At 67.6% G+C, this 13270-nt stretch carries 11 protein-coding genes; 8 read left to right on the top strand and 3 right to left on the bottom strand.

Features of this window, described 5'->3' with window-relative positions; all coding sequences use genetic code 11:
* Positions 1-4: 4 nt before the first annotated feature.
* The gene (gene glgX / locus E3T29_RS04675; protein ID WP_134344291.1) at positions 5-2083 is read right to left on the bottom strand and encodes a glycogen debranching protein GlgX; all 2079 of its coding nucleotides are present in this window, start codon (positions 2081-2083) and stop codon (positions 5-7) included.
* A gap of 100 nt (positions 2084-2183) precedes the next feature.
* Here glgX and E3T29_RS04670 point away from each other — a divergent pair, with 100 nt between their 5' ends.
* The 8 genes from E3T29_RS04670 (at position 2184) to E3T29_RS04635 (ending at position 11658) form a co-directional block, all read left to right on the top strand.
* Entirely contained in the window at positions 2184-3377 is a 1194-nt protein-coding gene (locus E3T29_RS04670) for a cysteine desulfurase family protein (RefSeq protein WP_134344289.1), read from the top strand.
* A 37-nt stretch (positions 3378-3414) separates the two neighbouring features.
* Positions 3415-4605, top strand: coding sequence for a tRNA 2-thiouridine(34) synthase MnmA (gene mnmA, locus E3T29_RS04665; RefSeq protein ID WP_194088703.1), 1191 nt, complete (start codon positions 3415-3417; stop codon positions 4603-4605).
* A complete protein-coding gene (gene ligA, locus E3T29_RS04660; RefSeq protein ID WP_134344287.1) occupies positions 4598-6865 on the top strand; it encodes an NAD-dependent DNA ligase LigA in 2268 nt (755 codons plus the stop codon). The genes mnmA and ligA overlap by 8 nt, the downstream gene beginning before the upstream one ends.
* Positions 6866-6933: 68 nt before the next feature.
* Positions 6934-7230 (top strand): Asp-tRNA(Asn)/Glu-tRNA(Gln) amidotransferase subunit GatC, encoded by a 297-nt coding sequence (gene gatC, locus E3T29_RS04655; RefSeq protein WP_092341157.1) that lies wholly within the window; start codon positions 6934-6936, stop codon positions 7228-7230.
* Between the two features lie 2 nt (positions 7231-7232).
* A complete protein-coding gene (gene gatA, locus E3T29_RS04650; RefSeq protein ID WP_134344286.1) occupies positions 7233-8780 on the top strand; it encodes an Asp-tRNA(Asn)/Glu-tRNA(Gln) amidotransferase subunit GatA in 1548 nt (515 codons plus the stop codon).
* Positions 8777-10282: an Asp-tRNA(Asn)/Glu-tRNA(Gln) amidotransferase subunit GatB gene (gatB, locus tag E3T29_RS04645; RefSeq protein WP_134344284.1), complete on the top strand. Its 1506-nt coding sequence runs from the start codon at positions 8777-8779 to the stop codon at positions 10280-10282. The genes gatA and gatB overlap by 4 nt, the downstream gene beginning before the upstream one ends.
* Positions 10283-10285: 3 nt before the next feature.
* Positions 10286-10552 (top strand): hypothetical protein, encoded by a 267-nt coding sequence (locus tag E3T29_RS04640; protein ID WP_134344282.1) that lies wholly within the window; start codon positions 10286-10288, stop codon positions 10550-10552.
* Entirely contained in the window at positions 10549-11658 is a 1110-nt protein-coding gene (locus E3T29_RS04635) for a VIT1/CCC1 transporter family protein (RefSeq protein WP_241987635.1), read from the top strand. The genes E3T29_RS04640 and E3T29_RS04635 overlap by 4 nt, the downstream gene beginning before the upstream one ends.
* On the opposite strand, the gene E3T29_RS04630 is transcribed toward E3T29_RS04635, so the two are convergent.
* Together E3T29_RS04630 and E3T29_RS04625 are read right to left on the bottom strand one after the other, a co-directional pair.
* Positions 11655-12449 carry a cache domain-containing protein gene (locus E3T29_RS04630; protein WP_134344280.1) on the bottom strand — a complete coding sequence of 265 codons (795 nt, stop codon included), beginning with the start codon at positions 12447-12449 and terminating at the stop codon, positions 11655-11657. The two genes, E3T29_RS04635 and E3T29_RS04630, sit on opposite strands and share 4 nt — an antisense overlap.
* Positions 12446-13267, bottom strand: a complete 822-nt coding sequence (locus tag E3T29_RS04625) for a FadR/GntR family transcriptional regulator (RefSeq protein WP_134344279.1) — start codon at positions 13265-13267, stop codon at positions 12446-12448. The genes E3T29_RS04630 and E3T29_RS04625 overlap by 4 nt, the downstream gene beginning before the upstream one ends.
* Positions 13268-13270: the final 3 nt, after the last annotated feature.

Here is a 13270-nt window from a genome sequence, read left to right as displayed (position 1 = left end):
CCGGTCAGACGCGCGGCGTGCGGCGCGGAACGAACGCCCCGTGCGCCCGCATCAGCTGCATCGACGCACCGGACACGAACAGGGCAGTGCCGGGCGCGTGCTCGATCACCGAGTCGCGCAGGTCGTCGTGACCGGAATCCCAGAGCAGTGTGTAGGCATCCACTCCCTCGTGCGCTGGCAGGGTGACCGTCTCGTCCTGCTCGCGGGCGTTCACCACGAGCAAAATGCGGTTGAAGGCTTCGTGTTCGGGGGTGGACGCTGCCATGTACTGCAGGGTGCGCTCGGTCGGCGAGTTCCAGGCCTCCCCGGTGAGCGCTTCGCCGGCGATGTTGTACCAGTCCAGCTGGCTGGCGCTCGGCGTCGTCTCGCCGAACCGACCGAAGTGCACGGGGCGCAGGGCCGGGTTTTCTCGGCGCAACTGCAGAAGGCGGCGGGTGACCCGGTGCAGGTCCTGCTGCCAGTCGTCGAAGTCCCAGTTGAGCCAGGTCAGCTCGCTGTCCTGGCAGTAGGCGTTGTTGTTGCCGCGTTGGCTGCGGCCGAACTCGTCGCCGGCGGTCAGCATGGGAATGCCGGCCGAGAGCAGTAGTGTGCCGAGCAGGTTGCGCATGGCCTTCCGCCTGGTGGCCAGAATGGCCACGTCGCGGGTCGGACCCTCGACGCCGTGGTTATAGGAGCTGTTGTTGTCGGTGCCGTCACGGTTCGATTCGCCGTTGCCGAGGTTGTGCTTCGTATCGTAGGCGGTGAGATCGGCGAGGGTGAACCCGTCGTGCGCGGTGATGAAGTTGAGCGAGGCGAGCGGGCTGCGAGCCTCAGAGAAGGTGTTCGACGACCCGGCGACGCGGGTCGCAAAGCGTCCGATTCCGCTGCCGGCCGAGCCGGTCAGACGCAGACTCTTCATGTCGGAGAGCCAGAAGTCGCGCATCCGGTCGCGGTAGCGGTCGTTCCACTCTGTCCACCCGGGCGGAAAATTGCCGGTCTGCCAGCCGCCCTGCCCGACATCCCACGGTTCGGCGATGAGTTTGACACCCGCCAGCTCCGGGTCGTCGCGAATCTCGGTGAGCAGCGGATGCTGCGGGTCGTAGACCACGCCGGCGTCCCGGCCGAGCGTAGCGGCCAGGTCGAAGCGGAACCCGTCGACCTGCACCTCGTTGGCCCAGTAGCGCAGCGAATCGAGCACGAGGCGCTTCGGCACGTCGTGGCTGAAATTGACCGTGTTGCCGCACCCGGTCACGTCGATGTACGCGCCGGATTCGTCCTGGCGGTAGTAGGCCGCGTTGTCGATGCCGCGCAGGCTCGTGACCGGGCCGTTGCGACCCTCCTCGGCGGTGTGGTTGTAGACCACGTCCAAGATGACTTCGAGCCCGGCCTCGTGCAGCAGCTTGACCATGCCCTTGAACTCGCGCAGCACAGCGGCCGGACCGGCCGACTGCGCTGCCTGGGTGGCGTAGTCGGCGTGCGGCGAAAAAAAGTTGAGGGTGTTGTAACCCCAGTAGTTGATTAGGCCCTGTTTGATGAGACGCTGCTCCGACACGAACGCCTGCACCGGCAACAGCTCGACCGCGGTCACGCCGAGGTCTTTTAGGTAGGCGATGGTCGATTCGTGGGCGAGCCCGGCATAGGTGCCGCGCAGGACGGCCGGCACCAGCGGGTTGAGCCGGCTGACGCCGCGCACGTGCGCCTCATAGACCACCGTGTGGTCGAGGGCGACTTTCGGTTTTGTGGAGCCGTTCCAGTCGAAATAGTCATCGACCACCGAGGACTGCCAAAGTCCGGCCCCGACCCGCACCAGACCACGAGAATACGGTTCGATCAGGGTTTTCTCCGGGTGAAACGAGTTCTTCGAGCTGGCCGGGCCGGAGACGCGGATACCGTAGCGGCGCCCAGGGGACAGCGTGCGCGATTTGCCGGACCACACGCCGTGCACGTCCTTGGTCATCGGCACGCTCTTGACGATCCAGTTCGGGTCGGTGTCGTCGAACAGACACAGGTCCATGGCGTCGGCGTGTTCGGCCCACACCCGTAGTTCGCCGCCGGCGCTGGTTAGTCGCACACCGAGGTTGCGCAGGGGATCGGTGGAACTCATGGGTTCAAGAATAATCAGTGTGCGGGAAGCTGACGACCACCGGCATCCGCTCGACGGTAAATTTGGGGTGCGTAAAATTTGGGGGCGTAAAATAGGCGGCATGGTTGTCTATTTGGACCATGCGGCGACCACGCCCATGCTCCCCGCCGCTATTGCCGCCTATGCCGAAGCGATGGGTGTCGTCGGTAACCCCGCTTCGGTGCACAGCCAGGGGCAGAATGCCAAGCGGATGCTCGAAGAGTCGCGCGAAATCGTGGCCGCCAGCCTCGGCTGCGACCCGATCGAGGTTGTTTTCACCGGCAGCGGCACCGAGGCCATCAACCTCGGAATCAAGGGGCTGTACTGGGCGCGCGCCCCGCGCCGGCGCATTCTGGTGCCCGGCGGCGAACACCACGCCACCCTCGACACCGTCGAGTGGCTCGCCGAGCATGACGGGGCCGTGATCGAGTGGATTCCGCTCGACGACCAGGGCCGCGTCGACCTCGCCGCGCTCAAGGCGGCTATTGCCCGGGACCCGCTTGATATTGCGCTGGTCAGCGTGATCATGGCCAACAATGAGGTCGGCACCATCGAACCCGTCGCCGAGGTGGCGGCGCTCGCCGCGGTGCACGGCATTCCGGTGCACGTCGACGCCGTTGCGGCGTACGGCTATATCCCGGTGGATTTTCGCGCTTTGGCTGCCGTCGGCGTTTCGGCGTTGAGCGTTTCGGCGCACAAGGTCGGCGGACCGGTCGGTATCGGCGCTCTCGTGCTCGGTCGCGCCACCACCGTCGAACCGCTCATCCACGGTGGCGGACAGCAGCGCAAGGTGCGCAGCGGCACGCAGGATGTCGCGGCAGCGGTGTCGTTCGCGGTGGCGGCATCCGCTCTGTCGGCTGAGCTGTCTGCGGCTGCCGGCGGCGAAACCGCGCGCCTGGCAGCCCTGCGCGACAGGGTGATCGCAGGCGTGGCGCGGGTCGCACCCGATGCTGTGCTCAACGGCGACCCGATCATTCGGCTGCCGGGTAACGCGCACTTCAGTTTTGCCGGCTGCGAGGGCGACTCGCTGCTGTTTCTGCTCGACGCCGCCGGGGTGTCGGTGTCGACCGGGTCGGCCTGCCAGGCCGGGGTGCCCGAACCCTCGCACGTGCTGCGGGCGATGGGGCGCAACGAGATCGAATCCCGCGGTGCCCTGCGGATCACCCTCGGCCACACGTCGACCGATGCCGACGTCGACGCGCTGCTCGCGGCGTTGCCGACCGCGCACGCCCAGGCGCTCCGGGCCGGAATGGCCGATCGGGTGCCCGGGCGCTGATCTTGGCCGTGTCAGATACTCCGCGTACACTCGTTGGGTGAAGGTTTTAGCAGCAATGAGTGGCGGTGTTGATTCCGCCGTCGCAGCCGCGCGCGCGGTCGAAGCGGGGCACGAGGTGGTCGGCGTGCATCTCGCACTGAGCCGAATGCCGGGCACGTTGCGCACCGGCAGTCGCGGCTGTTGTACCGTCGAAGACTCGATGGATGCCCAGCGCGCCGCCAACATCATGGGCATCCCCTACTACGTCTGGGACTTCTCCGAACGGTTCAAGCTCGACGTCGTCGACGACTTTATCGCCGAATACGCCGCCGGCCGTACCCCGAACCCGTGCATGCGCTGCAACGAAAAGATCAAATTTGCCGCCCTGCTCGAAAAGGCCATGGCCCTCGGCTTCGACGCCGTCTGCACCGGCCACTACGCGAGCATTCTGACGGATGCCGATGGCAACAAGGAGCTGCACCGCGCGGCCGCCTGGGCTAAAGACCAGTCCTACGTGCTCGGCGTGCTCACCGCTGACCAGATTAACCACTCCATGTTTCCGCTCGGCGCCACGCCGACCAAGGCCGAGGTGCGCAAAGAAGCGGCCGAACGCGGCTTCTCGGTGGCGAACAAGCCCGACTCCTACGACATCTGCTTTATTCCAGACGGCGACACCAAGGGCTGGCTCGGCGAACGCGTCGCCCCGGTAACCGGCGACATCCTCGACCGGGAGGGCAACACCCTCGGGCAGCACGACGGCGCCGTCGCGTTTACGGTCGGCCAGCGCAAGGGCCTCTCCATTGGCACTCCGGCCGCCGACGGCAAGCCGCGCTTCGTGCTCGAGGTGCGCCCGATCACCAACACGGTCGTCGTCGGTCCGAAGGAGGCGCTCGCCATCAAGGAGATCGCCGGCAACAAGTACACCTGGGCCGGGCTCGCCCCCGAGCATCCAGAGGTGGAATTCGCCTGTCATGTGCAGATTCGCGCCCACGCCGACCCGGAACCTGCCGTAGCCCAGGTCGTTTCAACCGCCGCCGTCACCGGCGTCGACGGCACGGTCGAATTGCGCATCATTCCGAACCAGCCGCTCGCCGGCGTCGCCCCCGGGCAGACCGCCGTCGTCTACGTCGGCACCCGGGTACTCGGCCAATGCACCATCGATCGCACGGTCAGCGCCGTACCGATTTCATCAGGCAGTTCCGTCTCAGCACCTACCGCTTCGGCCAGCCCCGTCCCGGTCAATGTCTGAGTCCGTCGTCGACACCACCCCTGACGACCTCGTCGCCGCAGCCGCCGAGGCTGCCGACATCACCACCCGCGTACTCGCCGCCCGGGACGCCTACTACGGGCAGGACACGGTCGTCATCTCCGACGCCGACTACGACCTGCTCGTGCGGCGCCTCGGCGAGCTGGAGCGGCTGCACCCCGAGCTGCAGAGCCAAGACAGCCCCACTCAGACCGTCGGAGGCCGCGCCGAGGTCACACTGTTCGACCCGGTCACCCACGCCGAACGGATGCTCAGCCTCGACAACGTCTTCTCCCTCGACGAGTTCGACGCCTGGGCGCGCAAGGCCGCTGAGAATTCGGGCCGCGCGGTGCACTATCTGTGCGAGCTCAAGATCGACGGCCTCGCGATCAATCTGCGCTACGCCGATGGAGTGCTCGTCTCCGCGGCCACCCGCGGTGACGGGGTCGTCGGCGAAGACGTCACCGAGAACATAGACCTTGTGCCCGGCATCCCGTCTCGCCTGGCCGGCACCGGGCATCCGTCGTTGATGGAGGTGCGTGGCGAGGTGTTCTTTCCCACTGCCGCCTTCGACGAGCTGAATGCCGCACAGTCCGCAGCGGGCGAGCGAGTGTTCGCGAATGCCCGCAACGCGGCGGCCGGGTCGCTGCGCCAGAAGGCGGCCGGCAAGAACACCGACCAACTGCGCCTCATGAAGGCCCGCCTGGGGCGGCTGCGCATGCTCGTGCACGGCATCGGTGCCTGGGAGAACCCGCCCGTCAGCACGCAATCCGAGGTCTACGGCCTGCTCGACCGGTGGGGACTGCCGACCAGCAGCTACTTCAAGGTGGTCGAGTCGGTTGCCGAGGCTGCCGAGTTCATCGAGTACTACGGAGCCCACCGCGGCAGCGTGGTGCACGAACTCGACGGCATCGTCATCAAGATCGACGAACTGGCCCTGCACGCCGAACTCGGCGCCACCAATCGGGCCCCACGCTGGGCGATCGCCTACAAGTACCCGCCAGAGCAGGTCAACACGAAACTGCTCGACATTATCGTCAGTGTCGGCCGCACCGGCCGGGCGACCCCTTTCGCCGTGATGGAAAAGGTGCTCGTGGCCGGCAGTGAGGTGCGCCAGGCCACCCTGCACAACCAGGACGTCGTGAAGGCCAAGGGCGTGCTGATCGGCGACACGATCGTGCTGCGCAAGGCTGGCGACGTCATTCCCGAGGTGCTCGGCCCGGTCGTCGAGCTGCGCGACGGCACCGAACGCGAATTCGTCATGCCCCTGAACTGCCCGGAATGCGGCACTCCGCTGGCCCCGGCGAAGGAGGGCGATATCGATTTGCGCTGCCCGAACGCGCGCAGCTGCCCGGCCCAGGTACGCGGCCGGGTCGAGCACATCGGCAGTCGCGGTGGTCTCGACATCGAGGTTCTCGGCGAGGTTGCCGCCTCCGCGCTGACCCAGCCGATTGTGCCGGCCGACCCGCCGCTGCCCACCGAGGCGGGCCTGTTCGACCTCAAGCTGGCGGACCTGCTGCCGATCCAGATGATCGTGCGCGACGCCGAAACCGGGCTGCCCAAGGAAGACGACGACGGGGCGGCGAAAATTCGCATGCCGTTCTCGCGTAACCCGACCCCGGCCGAGAAAAAGACCGGCCTGACCGGCCTGCAGCCATCGTCGAGCGCGCTCAAGCTGGTCGCCGAGATCGAGAAGGCCAAGACCAAGCCGCTGTGGCGAATCCTGGTGAGCCTGAACATCCGTCACGTCGGGCCGGTTGCCGCCCGCGCACTGGCCAACCATTTCGGCAGTCTTGATGCCATTCGCGCCGCCAGCCGCGAGGAACTCGCCGAGGTCGACGGTGTCGGCGGCATCATCGCCGATGCGGTGCTGGCCTGGTTTCTGGTGGACTGGCACGTTGATATCGTGACGCAGTGGGCTGCGGCCGGCGTGCAGTTTGCCACGCCGGGGCATCCAGGGCCGGGCGCGGCCGAGGCCGCCGGGGGAGTGCTGGCCGGGCTCACCGTCGTAGCTACCGGCTCCCTCGAGGGTTTCACCCGGGAGGGCGCCCAGGAGGCGATCATCGCGGCCGGCGGCAAGAGCGCCTCGAGCGTGTCGAAGAACACCGACTTCGTTGCAGCCGGTCCCGGCGCCGGCTCGAAGCTCGGCAAGGCCGAGGCACTGGGCCTGCGCATTCTGGGCGCCGAGGAGTTTCGCATTCTCGTGACCGAGGGCCCGGCCGGGCTGCCGGCTGCGCCCGTGCCAGACGCGCCGCTCGCCTGAGGCGCGCAAAGGGGGATCAGTGGGGTTCGAATAGAATTGACTCATCGATCACAAGTGTTTGGAGTTCCATGTCTGAAATCACGGCCGAGCAGGTTGCCCATTTGGCATACCTTGCTCGGATCGACCTCAGCCCCCTCGAGATCACCAATCTCACCCACGACCTCGGCCAGATCGTCGACTCGATCGCCAAGGTCTCTGAGGTAGCCACCGCTGACACCCCGGCCACGAGCCACCCGATGCCGCTGACCAACGTCTACCGTGAAGACGTCGTCGTGCCATCACTGACCGTCGAGCAGGCCCTGTCCGGCGCCCCCGACCGCGCCGGTGACAAATTCCGCGTGCCCGCCATTCTGGACGAGGAGTAACCATGACCTATCTCACCAAGCTCTCCGCCGCAGCGCTCAGCGAGCTGCTGGTCAGCAAGCAGGTCAGCGCCGTCGAAGCGACCAGCGCGCACCTCGACCACATCACGGCCGTCGACACCGACCTGCACGCCTTTCTGCACGTGGCGGGCGAGGCCGCCCTGGCGACCGCTGCCCAGATTGACGCCCGCCGCGCTGCCGGCGAGGTGCTGAACCCGCTCGCCGGGGTTCCGATCGCGATCAAAGACGTGCTGGCCACCCAAGACATGCCCACCACCGCCGGGTCGAAAATTCTTGAAGGCTGGGTTCCGCCCTACGACGCGACCGTCGTTGCCCGCCTGCGTGCGGCCGGCCTCGTGCCGCTCGGCAAGACCAACATGGACGAATTTGCCATGGGGTCCTCCACCGAACACTCCGCCTACGGAATTACTCGCAACCCCTGGGACCGCGACCGTATCCCCGGTGGCTCCGGTGGCGGCTCGGCCGCGGCCGTCGCTTCTTTCCAGGCGCCGCTCGCCCTCGGCAGCGACACCGGCGGATCCATCCGCCAGCCCGCCGCCGTCACCGGCTCGGTCGGCGTCAAGCCCACCTACGGCGGAGTCTCCCGCTACGGGGCGATCGCCCTGGCCTCCAGCCTCGACCAGGTCGGCCCGGTCTCCCGCACGGTCTATGACGCTGCCCTGCTGCACGACGTCATCGGCGGCCACGACCCCCTCGACTCCACCTCGCTGACCGACAGCTGGCCGTCGATGGCCGCCGCCGCGCGCGACGGTCTCAAGGACGGCGCCCTCACGGGCGTGCGCATCGGCGTCATCAAGGAACTCTCCGGCGACGGATTCCAGGCTGGCGTCACCCAGCGCTTCAACGAAACCCTCGCGCTGCTCGTCGCCGCTGGCGCCGAGATCATCGAGGTCTCCGCACCGAACTTCGAGTATGCCGTCGCGGCGTATTACCTGATTCTGCCCGCCGAAGCGTCGAGTAACCTGGCCCGCTTCGACTCGGTGCGATTCGGCATCCGCGTCAACCCGGAAAGCGGTTCGCTCACGAGCGAGCACGTGATGAGCGCCACCCGAGAAGCCGGTTTCGGTCCCGAAGTCAAGCGCCGTATCATCCTCGGCACCTACGCCCTGAGCGCCGGTTACTACGACGCGTACTATGGCAGCGCGCAGAAGGTGCGCACGCTCATTCAGCGTGACTTTGCCGCCGCGTTCAGCCAGGTCGACGTTCTGATGTCGCCGAGCGCCCCAACCACGGCGTTCAAGTTTGGTGAGAAGCTCGCCGACCCGATGGCCATGTACATCAACGACGTGACCACCATCCCGGCGAACCTGGCTGGTGTGCCCGGAATGAGCATCCCGATCGGGCTCGCGCCCGAAGACGGCCTGCCCGTCGGCCTGCAGATCATGGCCCCCGCCAAAGCGGATGCCCGCCTCTACACCGTCGGCGCCGCGATCGAGCAGCTGCTCGAAGCGAGCTGGGGGCACACCATGCTCAGCCAGGCTCCAGCCCTGACCCCGACCGAAATGTTTGCCAGCGAAGAGGGAGCCGTCTGATGAAGGCTGAATTGATGGACTTCGATAAGGCACTCGAACTGTTCGAGCCGGTACTCGGCTTCGAGGTGCACGTCGAACTCAACACCAAGACCAAGATGTTCTGCGGCTGCGCCAACGAGTTCGGCTCCGGCGCCAACACGAACACCTGCCCGACCTGCCTCGGCCTGCCCGGCGGACTGCCGCAGGTGAACAAGAAGGCGCTGGAATCCAGCATCCGTTTGGGGCTGGCTTTGGGGTGTGAGATCGCCGAACACTCGCGGTTCGCCCGCAAGAACTACTTCTACCCCGACACGGCGAAGAACTTTCAGACCAGCCAGTACGACGACCCGATCTGCCACGACGGATCGATCACGATCGAACTCGAGAGCGGCCGCCTGGTCACCGTCGAGATCGAACGTGCGCACATGGAAGACGACGCCGGCAAGCTCACCCACATGGGTGGCGCGACCGGACGCATCCAGGGCGCCGACTACTCGCTCGTCGACTATAACCGTGGCGGTGTGCCGCTGGTCGAGATTGTCACCCAGATGATCGAGGGCGCCGAACACGACGCCCCCGAGATCGGCAAGACCTACGTCGCCGCCATCCGCGAGATCGCCAAGGCGCTCGGCGTCTCCAACGCTCGCATGGAAGAGGGCAACGTGCGTTGCGACGCCAACGTCTCCCTGCGCCCGCGCGGGTCGAACGTGCTCGGCACCCGCACCGAGACCAAGAACGTCAACTCCCTGAGAAGCGTCGAGCGCGCGGTGCGCTACGAAATCCAGCGTCAGGCGGCCGTGCTTTCCGGCGGAGGCACCATTACGCAGGAGACCCGGCACTGGCACGAGGACACCGGAATCACGAGCGCCGGTCGGCCTAAGAGCGACGCCGACGACTACCGGTACTTTCCGGAGCCCGACCTGCTGCCGATGGCACCGTCGCGCGAATGGGTCGAAGAGCTGCGACTGACCCTGCCCGAACCGCCCGCGGCCCGTCGCAAGCGCTTGCAGGCGGCCTGGGGTTTTGTGAACCTCGAGTTCCAGGACGTCGTGAACTCCGACCTGCTCGACGCGGTCGAGGCGACCGTCGCCGCCGGGGCATCCGCACAGGCAGCGCGCAAGTGGTGGACCGGCGAAATCGCCCGGCTCGCCAACGTGGCCGGCGTCGCCGCCGACTCGCTCGTAACGCCGGTGCAGCTCGCCGCGCTCATCGCACTGGTCGAAGCCGGAAGCCTCACCGACCGCCTGGCCCGCCAGGTGCTCGAGGGCGTCATCGCCGGCGAAGGAACCCCGGCCGAGGTCGTCGAAAGCCGGGGACTGGCCGTGGTCTCCGACGACGGCGCGCTCATCGTGGCGATCGACGCCGCACTGCTCGGCCAGCCCGACGTGCTCGCCAAGATTCGTGACGGCAAGGTGCAGGCCGCCGGCGCCGTCATCGGCGCCGTTATGAAGGCCATGCGCGGGCAAGCGGATGCCGCGCGCGTGCGCGAACTCGTGCTCGAACGCGCCGCCGCAATCGAGTAGCCGGTGACAACTCAGGCTTTCGGAGTGGGCGTGCAGGTCGTGGTGCACCTCGACCGCACCCGCTTTCCCGACTCCCTCATCGACGACCCGATCGGCGTGATCGTCGCGCCGGGGGAGTCGGAGGGCTCCGGGCTCTACGCACCGACCGTGCAGCGCGAGAAGTTCTGGGTCGTGGCCTTCGAGGAGCCGTTCGTCGGCCTCGACGGATCGGGTCCGCACGACTCCGCGCGCATTCCGCAGAGCTTCCTGGAAGCGGCGCCGGAGGCGTGAACGTGATTGCTCCGGAGCAGGACGGACGCGCGCCGTCGACCCGCGACATCCGTCGGTGGCGGCAATACCTCGCCGACGAACAGGCCGAGGCCGCGGTCTACCGCGACCTCGCCAATCGTCGCGCCGGCGAAGAGCGGCAAATTCTGCTCGCCCTCGCCGACGCCGAAGGCCGGCACGAAGAACACTGGCGGAACCTGCTCGGCAGCGACGTCGGTTCACCGCGGCGCGGTGCTTTGCGCACCCGATTTCTCGGTCTGCTGGCCCGCCGGTTCGGTTCGGTGTTCGTGCTGGCCCTCGCCCAGCGGGCCGAGGGACGCTCGCCCTATCAAGCGGATGCCGACGCGACCAGCGCCATGGCCGCCGACGAAACCGTGCACGAAGAGGTCGTGCGCGGTCTCGCCGCCCGCGGCCGCAAACGCCTCTCCGGCACCTTTCGGGCCGCCGTGTTCGGCGTCAACGACGGGCTGGTGAGTAACCTCGCCCTCGTGCTCGGCATCGGCGCCACCGGTGTGCCGGCCGCGACCATTCTGTTCACCGGCATTGCCGGGCTGCTGGCCGGGGCGCTGTCGATGGGGGCCGGCGAATACGTCTCGGTGCGGTCCCAGCGAGAACTGCTCGAGGCATCCAGCCCCGCGGCTCCCGCCAAGAGCGTGCTCTCCCACCTCGACCTCGCCGCCAACGAGCTGACCCTGGTCTATCGCGCCCGTGGCATGTCCGAGGAGGAAGCTGAAACCTACGCCCGCGGCGTGCTGGCCACCGCGTACGCGGCAACCGGACCGATTGCCGCGGTCACCAAAGCGGCGCCGGAGCCCGACGAGCACGAGGCCATCGGAACGGGCACCGGCGCCGCCCTGTCGAGCTTCTGCTTCTTCGCCTCCGGCGCACTGCTGCCGGTGCTGCCCTACCTGTTCGGCCTGAGCGGCTACGCGGCCATCATCGTCGCGACTGTACTGGTGGGCGTGGCCCTGCTGGCCACCGGGGCTGTCGTGGGGCTGCTCTCCGGTGGTCCGCCGCTGAAACGAGCGTTGCGGCAGCTCGTCATCGGCCTCGGCGCGGCCGCCGTCACGTACCTGCTCGGGCTGGTGTTCGGCACCTCGATCGGCTAGCTCGGCGCCGGCCCGGCCACGATGGCCAGTCCGGTCTGTCCGCACCACTGGAACGTATGACCGGCCGGCAGGCCTGGTGCCCCGCCGGACTGGTCGTTGAGGTGTTCCGATAGACCGGGCAGGCGCAGCAGCGCGCCGGTCGCGAGGTGAGTGTCGGTCGAGACCACCACCCGGCCACTGGAGTTGATGACCGTGACCGAGACGCCGTCTGCGCCGAGGCGCGGTATGAGGCCGCGTTCGATCTCGTCGACCGAGAGGTCGATGCCGACGACCCCGATCAGCTCGGCGGCTCGATACACCGGAAGCGTCAGAGTGAGTGTGTACTCATCCGTGCACAGGTAGTCGACGTAGGGGCCGGTAATGTGTCGGCGTCCCGTCTGTTCCGCAACCCGCCACCATTCCAGCGCGGTGTAGTCCCGAAAACTCTCATCGAGAGGGTCTTCGACCGTTTCCAGATGGCGGATGCCGGTGGCGGGCAGCCCCGACACGGCCGGGTTCTGGCCGCCCAGCCACCAGGCCAGGTGCCAGCCCAGAAAGTTCGGCGCGGACACAAAACCGGCTCCGATGACGCACCCCTCGGAGTTAGTGAACTCGCGGCGCACCAGAGATTCCATCAGGGGATCCAGGTCGGCCCGGTCGGCGATACGATCCGGCCGCGCGGCATAGCGTTCCACCAGATCTGCCCAGTGTTCCAGCCGAGCGAAGACCGGGTCGAAGACGGCGGCAACGGATGGAAAACCGGCCGCGGTCTGCGGCCCATCGTGCTCGGGAGTGAGCGTTTCGGGCGTCATGCGGGTGCGCCCGTGGGAAGTACCGCGGTGGTGCTCACTGTCGCTGTGCTGTCGGTCATCGTTGACCTGCCCTTCAGTTCCAGGAGTGATTTCGCCTCGATCAGCCACTCGATGGACTCGATGATCTGCGTCACGGTCAGCTGTCGGGCGCGAGCGCCGTCCTCGGCGATGAGCGCCGCGACCGTCGCGCGCTGCACGGCGCGGCAGCGTTCGCGGCGGCTCGCGTCCCGCAGGCTGAGCCAGAGCAGGGAACCGAACTCGGCCTGCAGACGCAATTCTTCGCGCACGAGCCGGGCGGATTGGCTGAGCGCGGCCACCTCGAGACGGAAGGTACCCTGACCGCGGCGCGCGGCATCCGCTGTGCCGGCATCGGCGCGGTCGAGGATACGCTCGAGGTTCTCGATATCGGCCGCGCTGGCCCGGTCGGCGGCGAGCTCGGCAGCGAGACCTGCGATCGCGGAGTAATGCACGCCCAGGTCGCGAACCTGCACCCGGGACCAAGCCACCAGGCGTTCATCCTGCAGGTCGGTCGCACCCCGGCCGGCGAACGTGACGAAACTGCCGCCATCGCGGCCGCGCTTGGTGTGCACGAGCTTGTTCCGGCGCAGAATTTCCAGGGCTTCGCGGGCGGTGACCGTGGCGACGCCCAGCTGGCGGGCCAGCTCGGCCTCACTCGGCAGGCGTTCGCCGTCGTGCAGCACCCCGAGCACAATCGCATCGGTCAGCCGCTGCAACACCAGCTCGGCCCGGCCAGCGCCGTCAAGCGGGGCGAAAATGGCCGCGCGCGTTCCCGATCCGGCTCGGATGGACTGCGGCATCGG

It is taken from the genome of Cryobacterium sp. TMT1-66-1 (assembly GCF_004403435.1).
GTDB classification, from domain to species: domain Bacteria; phylum Actinomycetota; class Actinomycetes; order Actinomycetales; family Microbacteriaceae; genus Cryobacterium; species Cryobacterium flavum.
Note: the sequence above shows the minus strand (reverse complement) of the source record. Positions and strands in the feature narration are given on the sequence as shown.